The organism is Paraburkholderia sp. WS6 (assembly GCF_030464835.1).
In the GTDB taxonomy this organism is placed as follows: domain Bacteria; phylum Pseudomonadota; class Gammaproteobacteria; order Burkholderiales; family Burkholderiaceae; genus Paraburkholderia; species Paraburkholderia madseniana.
The window spans coordinates 23,069-40,366 of record NZ_JALQCK010000031.1 but is presented as its reverse complement, the minus strand read 5'-3'; the positions used below and the strand labels follow the sequence as shown (position 1 = coordinate 40,366).

Annotated in this window: 15 protein-coding genes and 1 tRNA gene; 7 read left to right on the top strand and 9 right to left on the bottom strand. The window is 62.1% G+C overall.

The features are described 5' to 3' along the window. Nucleotides 1-331 precede the first annotated feature (331 nt). Entirely contained in the window at nt 332-2,200 is a 1,869-nt protein-coding gene (locus M0D64_RS30050) for a phosphoenolpyruvate carboxykinase (GTP) (RefSeq protein ID WP_266260457.1), read from the bottom strand. 377 nt (nt 2,201-2,577) lie between these two features. Here M0D64_RS30050 and M0D64_RS30045 point away from each other — a divergent pair, with 377 nt between their 5' ends. Further along, nucleotides 2,578-3,591, top strand: a complete 1,014-nt coding sequence (locus M0D64_RS30045) for a D-2-hydroxyacid dehydrogenase family protein (protein ID WP_154559662.1) — start codon at nt 2,578-2,580, stop codon at nt 3,589-3,591. A 151-nt stretch (nt 3,592-3,742) separates the two neighbouring features. On the opposite strand, the gene M0D64_RS30040 is transcribed toward M0D64_RS30045, so the two are convergent. Further along, on the bottom strand, nt 3,743-4,618 hold the full coding sequence (locus M0D64_RS30040) for a patatin-like phospholipase family protein (RefSeq protein ID WP_266260456.1): 876 nt from the start codon (nt 4,616-4,618) through the stop codon (nt 3,743-3,745). Between the two features lie 44 nt (nt 4,619-4,662). After that, complete coding sequence (locus M0D64_RS30035) at nt 4,663-5,067, bottom strand: PaaI family thioesterase (protein ID WP_097390878.1); 405 nt, start codon at nt 5,065-5,067, stop codon at nt 4,663-4,665. Between the two features lie 202 nt (nt 5,068-5,269). On the opposite strand from M0D64_RS30035, the gene M0D64_RS30030 reads away from it, so the two are divergent. From M0D64_RS30030 to M0D64_RS30020, 3 genes are all read left to right on the top strand, one after another. After that, a tRNA-Lys gene (locus M0D64_RS30030) sits at nt 5,270-5,345 on the top strand. 140 nt (nt 5,346-5,485) lie between these two features. Beyond that, a complete protein-coding gene (locus M0D64_RS30025; protein ID WP_266260455.1) occupies nt 5,486-6,232 on the top strand; it encodes a UPF0149 family protein in 747 nt (248 codons plus the stop codon). 86 nt (nt 6,233-6,318) lie between these two features. Then, on the top strand, nt 6,319-6,906 hold the full coding sequence (locus M0D64_RS30020) for a LysE family translocator (RefSeq protein WP_171925235.1): 588 nt from the start codon (nt 6,319-6,321) through the stop codon (nt 6,904-6,906). A 21-nt stretch (nt 6,907-6,927) separates the two neighbouring features. Here M0D64_RS30020 and M0D64_RS30015 read toward each other — a convergent pair whose 3' ends face one another. Continuing rightward, nucleotides 6,928-7,773: an AraC family transcriptional regulator gene (locus M0D64_RS30015; RefSeq protein ID WP_266260454.1), complete on the bottom strand. Its 846-nt coding sequence runs from the start codon at nt 7,771-7,773 to the stop codon at nt 6,928-6,930. 213 nt (nt 7,774-7,986) lie between these two features. On the opposite strand from M0D64_RS30015, the gene M0D64_RS30010 reads away from it, so the two are divergent. Then, nucleotides 7,987-8,646: a PadR family transcriptional regulator gene (locus M0D64_RS30010; protein ID WP_171925237.1), complete on the top strand. Its 660-nt coding sequence runs from the start codon at nt 7,987-7,989 to the stop codon at nt 8,644-8,646. Further along, entirely contained in the window at nt 8,643-10,037 is a 1,395-nt protein-coding gene (locus M0D64_RS30005; RefSeq protein ID WP_171925238.1) for an NAD(P)/FAD-dependent oxidoreductase, read from the top strand. Before M0D64_RS30010 ends, M0D64_RS30005 begins: the two co-directional genes overlap by 4 nt. On the opposite strand, the gene M0D64_RS30000 is transcribed toward M0D64_RS30005, so the two are convergent. The 5 genes from M0D64_RS30000 to cadR form a co-directional block, all read right to left on the bottom strand. Continuing rightward, nucleotides 10,024-10,818: an ABC transporter substrate-binding protein gene (locus M0D64_RS30000; protein WP_093634612.1), complete on the bottom strand. Its 795-nt coding sequence runs from the start codon at nt 10,816-10,818 to the stop codon at nt 10,024-10,026. The genes M0D64_RS30005 and M0D64_RS30000 overlap by 14 nt on opposite strands. A gap of 193 nt (nt 10,819-11,011) precedes the next feature. Next, the gene (locus tag M0D64_RS29995; protein ID WP_093634611.1) at nt 11,012-12,166 is read right to left on the bottom strand and encodes a pyridoxal phosphate-dependent aminotransferase; all 1,155 of its coding nucleotides are present in this window, start codon (nt 12,164-12,166) and stop codon (nt 11,012-11,014) included. A gap of 377 nt (nt 12,167-12,543) precedes the next feature. Continuing rightward, on the bottom strand, nt 12,544-13,947 hold the full coding sequence (gene dbpA / locus M0D64_RS29990) for an ATP-dependent RNA helicase DbpA (RefSeq protein WP_093634610.1): 1,404 nt from the start codon (nt 13,945-13,947) through the stop codon (nt 12,544-12,546). 53 nt (nt 13,948-14,000) lie between these two features. Beyond that, a complete protein-coding gene (locus M0D64_RS29985) occupies nt 14,001-14,201 on the bottom strand; it encodes a hypothetical protein (RefSeq protein WP_028197690.1) in 201 nt (66 codons plus the stop codon). A gap of 111 nt (nt 14,202-14,312) precedes the next feature. Further along, nucleotides 14,313-14,744, bottom strand: coding sequence for a Cd(II)/Pb(II)-responsive transcriptional regulator (gene cadR, locus M0D64_RS29980; protein WP_054037094.1), 432 nt, complete (start codon nt 14,742-14,744; stop codon nt 14,313-14,315). A gap of 443 nt (nt 14,745-15,187) precedes the next feature. Here cadR and M0D64_RS29975 point away from each other — a divergent pair, with 443 nt between their 5' ends. Continuing rightward, nucleotides 15,188-17,269 (top strand): heavy metal translocating P-type ATPase, encoded by a 2,082-nt coding sequence (locus M0D64_RS29975; protein ID WP_308102519.1) that lies wholly within the window; start codon nt 15,188-15,190, stop codon nt 17,267-17,269. Nucleotides 17,270-17,298: the final 29 nt, after the last annotated feature.

Genomic DNA, 17,298 nt, shown 5'->3' with positions numbered 1-17,298 from the left:
TGCCGTGTTACTGCTTCCTGACAATTAGTGAAAACCAGTGAAGCGAACTTGGAATTCTCCTACGACTCGCGAAATCGTGCAGAAGTTGCCCGCGAAAGCCGAAATATTGTCGATATTTGTGCGACTGTGTCCCTCAATGTAGGGCACGCATCCCGATTGTTCCGACGAGAGCAACAATCTGCTGCACCGCAGCTTGCACTGTCTTTTTTGTTCGAACAGATGCAACGGTCGTCTCGGCATTGTGAAATCAGAAAAAATCCCGATGCGGCGTCGGACCGGCAAAGAAAAACCGCCCGAAGGCGGCTTCTGTGCGAAGTGACCGCTCACCTAGTCAGGCAGCGAGCTTTCCTTCGAGTGTGAGCTTGGTCTGCGTCAAAGCCGGCGGCAGGCCTTGCTGCAACGTGTCAAATAGCTCGGTATGGAGCGCGAGTTCGGCGCGCCAAGCTGCGTTGTCGACCGAGATCACCTGCTGGAATTGCTCGCGGCTGAAATCCAGGCCGCGCCAGTCGATATCCTCATAATGCGGCGACACGCCGAACGCATGTTCTTCACCTTGCGCCTTGCCTTCGATCCGTCCGACCATCCAGCTCAACACGCGCATGTTCTCGCCGAAGCCCGGCCAGACGAACTTGCCGTCCGTGCCCTTGCGGAACCAGTTGACGCAGAAGATCTTCGGCAGCTTCGCGTTCAGTTTCTCGAGACGCTCGCCGGTTTTCAGCCAGTGCCCGAAGTAGTCGCTCATGTTGTAGCCGCAGAACGGCAGCATTGCGAACGGGTCGCGGCGCACCACGCCCTGCTGCCCCGCCGCCGCCGCGGTCGTTTCCGAGCCCATGGTGGCCGCCATGTAGACGCCTTCGACCCAGTTGCGCGCTTCCGTGACGAGCGGCACGGTGGTGGAACGGCGGCCGCCGAAAATGAACGCGTCAATCGCAACACCTGCCGGGTTCTCCCAGTCGGCATCGATCGACGGACATTGCGAAGCCGGCGCCGTGAACCGTGCGTTCGGGTGCGCGGCCTTGCGCCCGCTCTCCTTCGCGCTCGCCGGCGTCCAGTCCTTGCCCTGCCAGTCGATCAGGTGCGCGGGCGGCTCGTCGGTCATGCCCTCCCACCAGACGTCGCCGTCGTCGGTCAGCGCGACGTTCGTGAAGATGACGTTTTCCTTCAACGTGGCCATTGCGTTGAAGTTGGTCTTTTCGCTCGTGCCCGGCGCGACGCCGAAATACCCCGCCTCCGGGTTGATCGCGTACAGACGGCCGTCCTTACCCGGCTTGATCCACGCAATATCGTCGCCGATCGTGGAGATTTTCCAGCCATTCAGACCTTCCGGCGGAATCAGCATCGCGAAGTTGGTCTTGCCGCAAGCCGACGGAAACGCCGCCGCGACATGATGCTTATGTCCTTGCGGCGACGTCACGCCGAGAATCAGCATGTGTTCGGCGAGCCAGCCTTCGTCGCGGCCCATCGTGGAGGCGATGCGCAGCGCGAAGCACTTCTTGCCGAGCAGCGCATTGCCGCCGTAGCCCGAGCCGTAGCTCCAGATCTCGCGCGATTCGGGGAAATGGACGATGTATTTGGTCTCGTTGCACGGCCACGGCACGTCTTTCGCGCCCGCCGCAAGCGGCGCGCCGACCGAGTGCACGCACGGCACGAACTCGCCGTCTTCGCCCAGCACCTCGTACACCTTGCGACCCATGCGCGTCATGATGCGCATGTTGGTCACCACGTACGGGCTGTCGCTCAACTCGACGCCGACGTGCGCGATCGGCGAACCGAGAGGCCCCATCGAGAACGGCACCACATACATGGTGCGGCCGCGCATGGCGCCGTCGAAGAGGCCGTTGAGCGTCGAGCGCATCTCAGCCGGTTCGATCCAGTTGTTGGTTGGCCCGGCATCTTCACGACGCCGCGAGCAGATGAAGGTACGGTCTTCGACACGCGCCACGTCCGACGGATCGGACCACGCGAGATAGGAATTGGGACGTTTGGCGGGATTGAGTTTCTTGAGGGTGCCGGCTTCGACCATCTGGACACACAGGCGGTCGTACTCTTCCTGTGAACCGTCGCACCAGACGATTCGATCGGGTCGGGTCACGGCGGCAACGCGCTGGACCCAGTCGATCAGTTTTCGGTGTTTGACCCACTCGGGCGCCCCTGCGGACGCCTCGATAGTGGGCTGTCCTTCGAATGAGGGATGATTCATCGACCTGTCTCCGTTTTGAAAGCAATAGAAAAACGGTACAAGCCCAGTGACGCTGCATGCGAGAGGCGTTCAATTCATCGCGACGACATTTCTACAAGCCGACGCGCAATTTGTGCAGGTCATCATGGGCCACACAGCCTGTTGCACGGAGGTTCCCGTCGACGGTCGTCTGCAACCGTCTGTAAAGCAACTTGCCTCAACACGCAACAAACTGTTAAAAACGATGTCAATCGGCCTTGCCGTGGTGCTGCCGTTCTACGCGGCAACTTCTACGGTAAGGCATCCAGCCAGACCGGCATGTGACCTGGGTCACATGGTGGGACAGTCAGCATAACACTCCGTTCCGCACCGCTATGGTGCGCCGCAAGACACATACCATGAAGATTGCCATCCTCGACGATTACCAGGACGCCGTCCGCAAGCTCGACTGCTTTCAACTGCTGGCCGACCATGAGGTCAAGGTTTTCAACAACACAGTCCGCGGTCTCGGCCAACTGGCGAGCCGTCTTTCCGAAGTCGACGCACTCGTCCTGATCCGCGAACGCACCCGCATCAGCTCGCAACTACTCGACAAGTTGCCGCGTTTGCGCATGATCAGCCAAACCGGCAAAGTCTCCAGCCATATCGATCTCGCAGCCTGTACCGAGCGCGGCATTGCCGTGCTGGAAGGCAGCGGCTCACCGATCGCGCCGGCCGAACTGACGTGGGCCCTCATCATGGCCGCTCAACGGCGGATTCCGCAATACGTAGCAAACCTTAAGCAAGGGGCCTGGCAGCAGTCCGGCCTGAAGACATCGGTGCTGCCGCCGAACTTCGGTTTGGGCCAGGTGTTACGCGGTCAGACGCTGGGGATTTGGGGTTACGGCAAGGTCGGCCGGCTGGTTGCCGGATACGGCAAGGCGTTCGGCATGAACGTGCTGATCTGGGGTCGCGAGCATTCGCGCGAAGCGGCGCGCGCGGACGGCTATGGCGTGGCCGAGAGCCGCGAGGCGTTGTTCGAGCAAAGCGATGTGCTGTCGTTGCACCTGCGACTGCATGACGACACGCGCGGTATCGTCAAGCAGGAAGACCTGATGCGGATGAAGCCGACCGCGTTGCTCGTGAACACGAGCCGGGCCGAACTGCTCGACGACAACGCACTCGTCAGTGCGTTGTCGCACAATCGTCCGGGGATGGTCGCGATCGACGTCTACGAAAGCGAGCCGATTCTGCAGGGTTACAGCTTGCTGCGCATGGAAAACGTGATCTGCACGCCGCACATCGGCTACGTGGAGCGCGAGAGCTATGAGTTGTATTTCACCGCTGCATTCCAGAACATTCTGGCTTTCGACGCCGGCGACACGGCCAGCGTGGCGAATCCGGAAGCGTTGCAGGGCGGGCGCCGGCGTTAAGCGTCTGCGCTAGACTCCGGCTGCAATTTTCGATGAAGCACCCGCGCTAACCGCTCGCGATTGCGTCAGGCTTCGATCTGCGCGCCAATTCCTCTGGCACGAGGCCGCGAGCCACGCAACGCCTTGAGGATCGGCGGCGCCGTTGCTCACCTCAGCGCACTTCGTGCGCGGCGGCTTCCAGCAGATCGGGCATGCGTTCCAGAAAGGCCTCGCCGTCGGTGCGACCGAGGTTGTACGCGTGCACCATCTGCGAAGGGCTCGTGTAATCCCAACTCGAAATGGGCACCTTGCGCGACGGCTGCACATAGAGCCGTTGCTGCACGCCGTGCGGCACCACGAACATCTGCGGCCGCGGATAAAGGCGCGTGACCATCACCAGCACGTTGCCGGGCGCATCGGCGTCGAGCGCGCCGACCGGCACGTTGTCGACCATCCCGCCGTCGAGCACCGGCCGGCCATTGCGCCGTAAAACCGGCGTGAACGGCGGCGTACTCGACGATTGCAGGATCAGATCGGCGAGATCCTCGACGGTCGCGCAATCTTGCGCGCGCACGAATTCCGGATGAAAGCCGAGCGTCTGACCCAATGTCGGATGCAGCGTCTTACGCACGTATTTCTCGATGTTGTACGCGATCAGGCCTGCGGCAACTGCACTGCGCGCGCCAAGCCAGCGCGGCAGGTGCGACACGCCGATGCGGATTTCAGGCGCGTCGGCGAGCGTGGAAAATTTGTCGCGGTAGATATCGAGCAACGCCTGCCGGTAGATCCGGTAATGCGGAAACACCGATTCGCCACGCAGCAGATTGCCCCAGTAGGCATTGCGGGTGTTGTGGCGCAGCGCGTCTTCGTAATAGCGCATGACCCAGTCGGAATCGCGCGTGTAGAGCATGCACGCGGTGGCGGCGCCGGCCGAAATGCCAGCGATGACACGCGGACGGATATCCAGCTCCGGCTGCACCACGTCCCAGAATCCCGCCTGCCACCAGCAGCGATTGCCGCCGCCAGCGAATACGACCTGATCGAACATCTTGGCTTTTTCCTCTAATACAGCTTGCTGGCCCGTTTCAGGTGTCAGTCGAGCAGCGCGTAGGTGGTGGTGGCGTGGACGGCCATGTTGCCGGCTTCGTCGAATAACTCGACTTCGCCGAACACGAGATTGCGGCCCATGCGCAGCACGCGCGCGGTGATCAGCACGTCGCCGTTGCGGACCGCGCGCATGAAACTGATGTTGAGCGAGACGGTGCTCATCGGCTTGAAGCCGCCGAGCGCGGCCGAAATCGCGACGATCATTGCCGTGTCGGCCGCCGCCATGAAGACCTGGCCGCAGATCACGCCGCCGGAATGGCGCAGTCCGCCGGAAAACGGCAGGCGCAACGTCGCACTTTCTTCGTCGACCTTGACCGGGGTCAGCGTGAGCGCGCGGACCCAGGGCGCGAGGATGCGGTCGAGCAGCTCGATAATCTCTTTGTCATCCATGGTGGTCCCCGGTCGAAAGCCGCGCGAGGCTTCGAGCGGCAGGTGTCCGCGACATGATACCGGGACGGTGAGCCGCGCGCCTTCCCGGTGCGTAACGGCCGGCAGCGCAGGTGCCGGGTCGCCGCCCTTCCAGATTTTTTAAGAAATCTGCTAAAGGGGCTTGGCAATCTCGGAAAGTTTCGGCATAATTTCGCTTCTGTTGGGGGCGTTAGCTCAGTTGGTAGAGCAGCGGACTCTTAATCCGTAGGTCGAGTGTTCGAGTCACTCACGCCCCACCAAAGCATTCAACAAAAAGCCCGGTCCTTGCGACTGGGCTTTTTGCTTTGCGGTCTGCGGTACGGGTGCCGTGCGAGCAAGCCGACTCCGCATTGCCCGACCTGCCATCGTGACCCAAGATTCGAAGCGCCGGAGCCTCGCTATGTCCAAATCAAAACTCAACCCTGCCGATCTGGCTACGCCGCTCTCCGAAGAAGAGTTCGACGAACTCGATGAGTTTCTGGTTTCCGACGTAACGTCGGAAGAGACGCTGACGATCGAGGGGCTCGACGGGTATCTGACTGCGATGGCCATCGGACCGACTACCGTACCGCCCAGTTACTGGCTGCCGGGTGTCTGGGGGCCGAGCGAGAATGACGCTCCCGCATTCGAAACAATGGATCAGGCGCAACGCATTCTTGGGCTGATCTTGCGGAACATGAACGGCATCATCATCAGCCTGGAAGATGACCCCGATGAGTTCGAACCGGTGTTCGGCTTCAGCCGCGTTGACGACAGTGAACGCGAATACATCGACGGCGAAGCGTGGGCTTTCGGCTTCATGCAGGGCCTGTCCGTTGTTCGGGCGGACTGGCAAGCGCTGTTCGATAGCGAGCAGGCTCGGGAATGGCTGAATCCGCTACACCTGATGGGCTCAGAGGAGCTTACGCCGGAAGAGCAGCAGTTGATCGACACGCCAGAACAGCGTGAAGCCCTCACCAAACAGATTCCCGCCAGCGTCGCCGCGATCTATCGTTTCTGGCAGCCCCACCGTCAGGCAGTCCATGAGCGAAAGCTCGCCGCCGCGACGCAACGCACCGAACCCAAAGTCGGCCGCAACGATCCCTGCCCTTGCGGCAGCGGCAAGAAATTCAAGAAATGCTGCGGCGCTGCGGCTACGCTGCACTGAAAGCAATTTCCTTCAATACACCCCACCCCGCTGCCCGATACCGTTGAGCGTCGCAAATCCTGCGCACTCACGTATCGAGGCATCAGATGACCGTCTTACTCTCCATGGCCGCCTTTGCGCTGGCCTCGTCGATTTCTCCTGGGCCGGTCAATGTCGTCGCGCTGAGCGCCGGCGCACAGCATGGGTTCGCCGCGAGCATGCGGCACGTGACCGGTGCGACTGTCGGGTTCACGCTGCTGTTGTTGCTCATCGGTCTGGGTCTGCATGAATTGCTCGCGCATTTCCCCAATCTGATCGACATCGTCAAATGGGCCGGCGTCGGGTTCCTGCTTTACATGGCCTACAAACTCGCCGTCGACGACGGCAAGCTTGGCGCCGACAAGCCCACTCGCGGGCCATCCTTCGCCTACGGCGCTGCGATGCAATGGCTCAATCCGAAGGCGTGGCTCGCGTCGCTAGCCGGCATGGGCGCCTACGCGGCCGATGGCGATGGCCGGCTCGTCTGGCAATTCACCGTCGTGTACTTCGTGCTTTGCTATCTGTCGATTGCCAGTTGGGCGTATGCCGGCACGTTCCTGCGTCGATACTTGCAGGAGCCGAAGCGCGTGAGGTTTTTCAATCGTGTGATGGCGGCTTTGCTCGCGGCTAGCGCGTTGTATCTGCTGATAGCGTGACGCGAAACACGCGTCCGCAATTCAACTGCGATACTGCCCCGGCGTTGCCGCAACCAGCCGCTTGAAGGTCCGCTGCAAATGCGCCTGATCGGCAAAGCCGGCATCGAGGGCGACGTCCGCGATCGGACAGCCGCGCCGGAGTTGCGCGCGGCTGAACTGGATGCGTCGGTTGATCAGATACGCGTGCGGCGTCATGCCGTAACGCTGTTTGAACGCGCGGATCAGGTGCGAAGCGGAAAGCTCAGCCGCTTCGCAAACATCCTCCAGCTTCAGCGCACGGGTGCAATTTTCGGCGATGAATTCCGCGGCTCGCGCGAGTTGCCCGCTCGCATCGTGATCCGGCAAGGGCGCCGGATTCAACTTCTGCTGTACTTCCGAGAAGAACGTGAGCGCAGCGATTTCCTTGCGCATGAGCGCGCTGTCGTCGTCGACGAGAATCGCGTAGAGACGGTTCAAACCGTCGAACAACGCCGGATCCGTCGCCATGGTCTGCGAGAAAGCGCGAAACGCGTGGTTGTCGCTGAAACCCAGGTCGTGTTGCAGACCCGTGAACCAATCGATATCCACATGCAGCATCCGATACGACCAGCGTTCGTCGGCAACCGGGTTACACGCGTGCACGTCGTCCGGATTCATCATCACGACCGCACCGGCGCCGATCCATTCACTCGCGTGACGATTCACGTACACGCTACGGCCGCCGGTGACGGCGCCGATCGAGAACGTCTCGTGCGAATGTTTGGCATAGCAGACCTCGCGGCCGTCTTCGATGGAACGCGCCTCGATGAATGGCAACGCGTCATCACGCCAGAATTTCGGCGCCGCCGCCATCACCGCTGAATCACTCCGGTCATTCGTCCCGCTCATCTCGTGCTCCTCGATCAAGCGCTTTATTTCATCGCAACTTCGTCGGCTGTGCACAGTCGGCGCGAACCACATCGTAACGGTGATGTCCGCCACGGACCAGCGTCGAAAGCATCGCACCCGCAGGAACCCCCGACATTTCACGCTTGCCAATCTCAAAACACATAGTTATATTATGACTAGATCAACAAAGACTAGCCTGCAGCCACTTTAACTATGGTCCGCCACTCTCCGCTCGCCCTCGCTGTCCTCGCCATGCTGACTGAAACCCCGATGCATCCGTACCGGATGCAGCAACTTATCAAGGCACGCGGCAAAGACGAGGTCATCAACGTCGGTCAGCGCAATAGCCTGTATCAAACCATCGACCGCCTGGTGCGCGGCGACCTGATCGCCATCCGCGAGACGGAGCGCGACGGCGCGTTCCCCGAACGCACGGTCTATGAAATCACCGAAGCCGGCCGCGACACCGGCCGCCTGTGGCTGCGCGAACAGCTTGCGCAGCGCACCCGCGATTTCCCGGCCTTTCCGGCCGCGCTCTCGCTCCTGCCGCTGCTCTCGCCCGAAGACGTGTGCCGTCAGCTCGATACCCGCATCGGCGCGCTCGAGCGGGAATTGGCCCGGCTCGATGAAGCCACCGCACAAGCCACCCAGATGGAAGTGCCGCGGCTGTTCCTGCTCGAAGGCGAACTGGTGCGCGCGCAACTCGTTGTCGAGCTGGAGTGGGTTCGCAGCGTGGTGACCGATCTGAAAGCTGGCACGCTGACCTGGAGCCAGGAATGGATCGAAGAAATCGCTCAACGTTTCACGCTGCCAGCCGGCGAATACAAGTACCGGCTTGCCCAACCTGCCGCAAAGAAGGAGGCGAAGTCATGAGTCGTGAACCCATGGAGGTGATCGTGATCGGTGCCGGTACGGGCGGCCTCTGTCTGGCGCACGGGTTGAAGCGCGCCGGCATCAACGTAAATGTCTACGAACGCGACCGCACACGTGCGGACGGTTTGCAGGGCTATCGCGTCGGCATCAATCCGCACGGGCTCGCGTCGCTGGCAGCGTGTCTTCCGCCCGAGCTCTATGCGACCTTTCTCGCGACCTGCGCGCGTACACCCGGCCGCTTCAACATCCTGACCGAGCGCATGACCGAATTGCTCACCGTGCCGCTTGAAGACGAATCGATGAGCGGCGGCAAATCGGTCAGCCGGATGACGCTCAGGCAAGTCCTGCTGACAGGTCTCGAAGCGCAAGTGCACTTCGACAAGACATTCACGTCGTACGAGCAGAACGACGACGGCAGCGTCACCGCGCATTTCGCGGACGGCACGCACGTGAGCGCCGATCTGCTGATCGGTGCGGACGGCGCGCGTTCGAAGGTGCGCCGCCAACTCCTGCCGCACGCGAAGCTTGAAAACACCGGCATCGTCAGCATCGGCGCGAAGGTGCCGATGGACGAAACATCACGCGCGCTGCTGCCGCCCAAGGTGCTCGACGGCATTACGCTGATCAACGCGCCGAAGGGCTATGGCGGCATCATCCATGTGATGGAATTTCCGTGGCGCGCGGACGGCGGCGGAATGAAGGAAGGCATCGGCAGCAACGACGCCGAGTTGCTCTCGGGCTGGCCCGGATTGCTCTACGACAACACGCGCGACTATCTGATGTGGGGTGTCTGGGGCGCACTGCACAACTTGCCGGCCGATCCCAAATCGCTCGGACCGGCCGCGTTACTCGCGCTCGCGACGCAGATCACCGATGGCTGGCATCCTAATCTGCGCGCCCTGATTCGCGCATCGGATCCTTCCACCACCTTCAGCGTCGACGTGCGCACGTCGGTTCCTGTCGATGCATGGCCGACCACCAACGTCACGGTCCTGGGTGACGCTGTGCATCTGATGACGCCGGGACGCGGCGTCGGTGCGAACACCGCGTTGCGCGATGCCGCACTACTCGCTGCGCGTCTAGCCGACGCACAACAGGGCAAGCTGTCGGGCTACGACGCCGTCGCGGGTTACGAGGAGGAGATGCGCCGCTACGGTTTTCATGCGGTCGCGGAATCGCGCAAGCAGTTCGACGCGCGCGGCGCGCTGCATCGGCCGGTGGTCGGAAGAATGGCGTTGAGCGCCATGCGCACGAGCTTGCGCGTAGTGAACAACGTGCCAATGCTCAAGCGCCGCATGATCGACGCCGAAAACGAATTTCGCGGCGCCGATCGTCACGCGGCACCCGCCGCGCACGGTCAACAATACGGCCAACAAGTTACTTCGGCGTGATGTCGATATTGCCGAGATACTTCGCCGCCAGCGTCTTCACGGTGCCATCGGCCTGAACCTTCGCGATCGCTGCGTTCAACTGATCACGTAACGCGGTGTCGCCCTTGCGAATCCCGTAGGCGATGCCGCTGCCGAGAATCTTGTCATCGCGCACCGGCTGCCCGACGAACGCGTAGTCCTTGCCGGTTGGCTTCGACAGAAATCCCGTCTGGCCGGCCGGCGCGAGAACGAGCGTCGCATCGAGTCGGCCCGCCAGCAGATCCGTATAGACCTGGTTCTGATCCTGATACGGCACGACGGTGACACCCGCCGGTTCCCAATGCGCCTTCGCGAAGGTTTCCTGAATCGACGCCTGCAACACGCCGACACGTTTGCCCTTCAACGATTCCGGCGTCGGCAGCAAACCGCTGTCGCGCTTCGCGATCAGTTGTGTCGGCACGCGATACACGACCGTCGTGAAATCGATCGCCTGACGGCGTTGCTCGGTGGCGTTCATCGCTGAGTTGATCGCGTCGAACTTGCGGCCTTGCAGCGCGGGAATCAAGCCGTCGAACGAGGTTTCGACCCATTTGCATGTCATGTGCGCAGCGACGCACACGGCATTGCCGACGTCGATGTCCAGACCTTGCAACTCACCGTTCGGCCCTTTCGATTCGAACGGCGGATACTGCGCCTCGAGTCCGAAACGCAGCGTCGAGGTATCGGCGGCGATCGCGGCTGACGATGCAGCAATCGACGCGAATGCGCAGGCCAGCGCCAATAGAGGCTTGAGCAATTTCATAACGGGTCCCTTTTCCTTCGATATTGTTGTAACGCAGCATGCTGCGCGCCGATGCGTAACGACGTGATCGCGCGACGATCATACTGCTGTCAAAAATGCTGCCGGTTCACGCGGCCGTTGATCTCATTGCGTTCTTCTGCGATCCGATCAGGTCTTCATGCGCTCGCCGTGACAGCCTCGCACAAGCGGTGAATCAGATTTCACACAAACGTCGTGCGCCTTCGATCAAGGTCGCGTCGTCCTTCGAGAAGCTCAGGCGGATCAAGCCGGAATCCGTGCCGTCGGTATAAAACGCCGACAGCGGAATCGTCGCGACACGTGCATCGCGAATCAGGCGCAGCACGAAGTCGCTATCGCTTTCCTCGGAGAAACCGCGGAAACGCGCGAGCATGAAGAAGCTGCCTTCGCTCGGCAGCAACTCGAAGCGCGACTCGCGCAGCGCATGGGCGAGCAGATCGCGCTTCTTCTGATAGAACGCGGACAGGCCTAGATAGCTCTCGCGATTGGCCAGCGCATCGACAAACGCGTACTGCATCGGTGTATCGGCAGAAAACACCATGAACTGATGGACTTTGCGGATCTCGTCCATGAGCGCGGCGGGGGCAAGGCAATAGCCGACGCGCCAACCGGTCACGTGATACGACTTGCCGAACGACGACACGATCACGCTACGTTCAGCGAGTTCAGAATCGCAGGCCATGCTTTGATGTTTAGCGCCGTCGAACACCACGTGTTCGTAGACTTCGTCGGCAAGAATCACGATGTCGGTGTTACGCGTCACGGCCTTCAGACGCGCAATGTCCGCCTCGCTAAACACAGTCGCGGTCGGGTTGTGCGGCGTGTTGATGATGATCATGCGCGTCTTCGGCGTGATCGCGGCGGCGACCTCGTCCCAGTCCACGCGGAAATCGGTGAGCGACAGTTTGATCGCGATCGGCGTTGCGCCTTGCAGGCGAACGATCGGGCCGTAACTATCGAATGACGGCTCGAAGTAAATCACTTCATCGCCCGGATGCACCAAGGCGCTGATCGTCGAATACAGGCCTTCGCTGGCGCTGGCGATCACCGTGACTTCGCTCGACGGGTCGTAACGCACGCCGTACAGCGTCTCGACCTTGTCGGCGAGTGCTTCGCGCAGGGCGCCGATGCCGGCCATTGGCGCGTACTGGTTATGACCGGCGCGCATGGCTTGCGCGACACCGTCGATCAGCTTCGCGTCGGGCGCGAAATTCGGCGCACCTTGCGACAGGTTCAGCGCATCGTGTTGCGCGGCCAGTTGGCCGATCACGGTAAAAATCGTCGTGCCTACATCAGGCAGTTTCGAGCGGGCTTGCATGGCGCTCTGCATAAGGCTTTCTCCCTTTCTCCATCCGGCAGCGGATTCGCGGACTGCCCACAGCGCGGCGGTCCCATCCGGTTCGATGATTAGGCATCAGCCAAAGAACGGTCACAATCGAAACTTTGTCATGCGCGGCATGCGTTTACGTCATGGCTCGCGCAATGCCGTGCTGGGGCAGGCTAAGGCAATGAAATCGGGGGGTTAGCGGGGGAAATGCGGCCGCGCGGGGAGCGCCGAAAACCGCAGAGGTATGACGTAATGTGATGCGGGGCGGTGATGCGAAGTTGCGATTTGTTGCTATTTGCTACGACGGCGCGCAGTAGTGCTGCAGAACAACCCGGCTGCGACCGGGCGGTCGCAGCCGTCCAAAGCAAACTAATCGACGATCAGGCGTCGTCCATCATGCGGACTTTGACCTTCTTGCCCTTCACCTTGCCCCCGCTGAGCTTGCGCAGTGCCTCGCGCGCGACGCTGCGCTCCACGGCCACATAAGTCGACATTTCGGTCACATTAATCTTGCCGATCTGCGAACCAGCGAAACCTGCTTCACCGGTCAGCGCGCCGAGCACATCGCCCGGACGGATCTTTTCCTTGCGGCCGCCGAGAATCTGCAGCGTTTCCATCGGCGGCAGCAGCCGCTCGTTGCTCGCCGGCTTGAGATCGGCCAGCTTGTGCCACTCGACCTCACGCTTTTGCGCCTGTTCGAGACTGCCCACACGGCCCATCTCGTTCATGCTGGCGAGACTCAGCGCCCAGCCTTCCTGATCGGCACGACCCGTGCGGCCGATGCGGTGCACGTGCACTTCCGGGTCCGGCGTCACGTCGACGTTGATCACCGCTTCTAGCTCTGCGATGTCGAGACCGCGCGAGGCAACGTCGGTGGCAACCAGCACCGAGCAACTGCGGTTTGCGAACTGGATCAGCACCTGATCGCGTTCACGCTGATCGAGTTCGCCGTGCAGCGCGAGCGCATGAAAACCTTGCGCGCGCAGCACGTCGAGCAGATCACGGCACTGCTGCTTGGTATTGCAGAACGCCAGCGTGCTCACCGGACGATAGTGGTTCAGCAGCAGACCGACGGCATGCAGACGCTGGTCTTCGGTCACTTCATAGAAGCGCTGACGAATCTTGGTGTTGTCGTGCCGCTCGGCGAGCTTCACTTCCTTCGGATTACGCAGGAATTGCTGGCTGAGTTTGACGATGCCTTCGGGGTACGTCGCGGAAAACAGCAGCGTTTGCCGCTCTTTCGGGCATTGCTTCACGACGGTCGCGATATCGTCGAAGAAACCCATGTCGAGCATGCGGTCGGCTTCGTCGAGCACCAGCGTGTTGAGCGACTGCAACGGCAGGCTGCCGCGCTCGAGGTGATCCATGATCCGGCCCGGCGTACCGACGACGATGTGCGCACCGTGTTCGAGGCTGGCCGTTTGCGGACGCATCGGCGTGCCGCCGCACAGCGTCAGCACCTTGATGTTTTCTTCGGCACGCGCGAGACGGCGGATTTCCTGCGTGACCTGGTCGGCGAGTTCGCGCGTCGGGCACAGCACCATCGCCTGCACAGCGAAGTTGCGCACGTCGAGGCGGTTGAGCAGCGCCAGCGAAAACGCCGCGGTCTTGCCGCTGCCGGTTTTCGCCTGGGCGATCAGATCGTTGCCGGCCAGCGCGATCGGCAGGCTCGCGGCCTGAATCGGCGTCATCTCGACATAGCCGAGCTGCGTCAGATTGGCGAGCGTGGCGGGCGGAAGCGGTAGCTGGCTAAACGGCGCGCCGGCTTGAGTGGGAGTGTTCATAGGGTGAGGGCTCGCTATCGACGGAAGAGGCTGAACAGACTGAAGGCCAGGGACTATTCGGCCATGGGGCCGGTGGCGGGACGGCCTTCGATCTGCTCGTACAGCACCGAGCCATCTTCCCCGTCGAAACGTTCGACGTAATTACGCGCGCCGCACATCGGGCAACGGAACAGGAGTCCCTGCCCTTCATTCTTGATGACGACGTCCGACATTTCCCACTGCTCGCCGCAGGGCTGGTTTCTACAGGTAAACACGTTGATTCTCCAACTGGATTCGATTGTTTATTGGGTGGGCCGGATAAATGGCCCAGCCGGGAATGCTGTCACTGCCATGGCCGGCGGCGCCGGCAGCATGGGCAGAGCGCTTCAACCCAGATGCGTATGCCGCGCGCGCGTTGCGCTCACGTCCATTTCGGTGAGGCCCTGGACGATGCCGCAGTCTTCAACGGCCTGCTCGCCGTGGCATTGCTCGCGCAACGTGGTCAGTTGCGCTTTCAGTTGCTTCAATTCGTCGATACGCGTGTCGACGTGCGCAATGTGCTCGTCGATCAGGGTATTGATGCCGCCGCAGCCATCTGCCGGTGCGTCTGTTAGACGCAGCAACGCACGGATTTCGTCGTGGGTCATGTCGAGCGCGCGGCAGTTGCGGATGAAGCGCAGCCGCTCGACGTGTCGGGCCGAATAGCTGCGGTAATTGGCTTCGGTGCGCTCCGCTTCGGGCAACAGGCCCTCTTTTTCGTAGAAACGGATGGTTTCGGTCGTGCAATGGGCGATTTTCGCCAGTTCGCCAATTTTCATGGTCCCTCCGGAATACGGCCTTGACCTTGTAGTGGCTTCAAGGTGTTTACTAGACCACAAATCGAACCAGGAAGCCACCCATGCCTCACGCCAACCTTGCCGAAGCCGACCGTCCGGAACGGGCCAGAGCCTGTGCCCATGGGCATGAAGGGCATGTCCATGGCCATCCGGATGAAAACGCGGAGGGTCACGGTCATAGCGAAAGCTGCGGTCACGGCCACGAAGCGGGTGCTCGTGAAGATGCCCACGAGCACGGTGAAAGCTGCGGTCATGACCATCAAGCGCATGGCTCTGACCACGCGCACGAACACGCTGACGGGCACGGTCACGCCCACAGCCACGCCGAGGCAGCCTGCTGCGGAACGGCGCACGCTGCAGCCGCGCCGGTCAAGCTCCCGCAATCGGAAGCCGTCGGCAGCGACCTGCGCACCGCAATTCGCATCATGCAGATGGACTGTCCGACCGAAGAAGCGCTGATCCGCAAGAAATTCAGCCGCATGCCGTCCGTGCGCAGCATGGACTTCAACTTGATGCAGCGCGTGCTAACCGTCGTCCACGCGCCGGACGCCCTCGAAACGATCCTCGCCGCGATCCGCTCGCTCGACTTCACGCCTGAACTGGCAGACGCGAACCCGGACACGGCAACTGCCGCTCCTCGTGCGCCGTCCAAGCCGTGGTGGCCGCTGGCGCTCGCAGGCATCGCTGCGGTGGGCTCAGAGGCTGCCGGCTGGCTTGGCGCTCCCGTCTGGCTGGCAGCGGGTCTGGCGCTCCTCGCGATCGCCTCCTGCGGCCTCACGACGTACAAGAAGGGCTGGCTCGCGATCCGCAACGGCAACCTCAACATCAACGCGCTGATGAGCATTGCCGTAACCGGCGCGCTGATCCTGCAGCAGTGGCCGGAAGCGGCGATGGTGATGGTGCTCTTCACGATTGCCGAACTGATCGAAGCGAAGTCGCTCGACCGCGCCCGCAATGCTATCCAAGGCTTGATGCAGCTCACGCCCGAACAGGCGAGCGTGCAGCAAGCGGACGGCAGTTGGCGTCTCATGGACCTCAAGACAATCGCGCTCGGCGCGTTGGTACGCGTAAAGCCCGGCGAGCGGATCGCGCTCGATGGCGAAATCGTCGCGGGCCGCTCGAGCGTCGATCAGGCGCCGATCACCGGTGAAAGCCTGCCCGTCGACAAGACCATGGGCGACGCGGTGTTCGCCGGCACGATCAATCAGGCCGGATCGTTTGACTATCGCGTCACGGCCGCGGCCAGCAACACGACGCTCGCGCGCATCATCCACGCGGTCGAGGAAGCGCAAGGCACCAAAGCGCCGACGCAGCGTTTCGTCGATCAGTTCGCGCGCGTCTATACGCCGATCGTGTTCGCCGCCGCACTCGCCGTGGCGGTGCTGCCGCCGCTGCTGTTCGGCGGACAGTGGCACGAATGGGTCTACAAGGCGCTGGTGATGCTGGTGATCGCCTGTCCCTGCGCACTGGTGATCTCGACGCCGGTAACGATCGTCAGCGGCCTCGCTGCTGCCGCCCGCAAAGGCATCCTGATCAAAGGTGGCGCCTATCTCGAACAGGGCCGCAAGCTGAGCCGGGTCGCGCTCGACAAAACCGGCACGATCACGCACGGCAAGCCGGTGCAAACCGAGTTCGAGATGCTGGCCGACGTCGACGTCGTTCGTTGCAGGACGCTCGCGGCGAGCCTTGCGGGCCGCTCGGATCATCCGGTGTCGATGGCGATCGCGGCGGCGGCGAAAAACGACGGCATCGTTAGCGCCAGCACCACGGTCGATGCGTTCGAGGCACTGGCGGGTCGCGGCGTGCGCGGCGACATCGACGGCTTGCCGTATTGGCTCGGCAATCATCGGCTGGTCGAAGAGCTCGGGCGCTGCTCGGCATCGCTCGAAGCGCGGCTGGATACGCTCGAGGGACAAGGCAAAACCGTCGTGATGCTGGTGGATGCCGAACGCGTGCTCGCACTGTTCGCCGTCGCCGATACGGTGAAGGACACGAGCCGCGCCGCCATCGCCGAGTTGCAGCGCCTTGGCGTGCGGGCCGCCATGCTCACCGGCGACAACCCGCACACGGCCGCCGCGATCGCGCAGCAAGTCGGTATCGACGAAGCACGCGGCAATCAGTTGCCCGAAGACAAGCTGAACGCAGTGACGCAGTGGTCGCAGGAAGGCGCGACGGTGGGCATGGTCGGTGACGGCATCAACGACGCCCCCGCCCTGGCGCGCGCCGACATCGGCTTTGCGATGGGCGCGATGGGCACCGACACCGCGATCGAAACCGCCGACGTCGCCCTGATGGACGACGATCTGCGCAAAATTCCGCAGTTCATCCGCCTGTCGAAGGCGACGCATTCGGTGCTGGTGCAGAACATCACGCTGGCGCTGGGCATCAAGAGCGTCTCCCTCGTGCTGACGATGATGGGTCTGGGCACGATGTGGATGGCCGTATTCGCCGATGTGGGCGCAAGCCTGCTAGTGGTGGCGAATGGCTTGCGGCTGTTGCGCAGTTAAGTGTGCGGCAGCAGGCCCGATTCAATTGC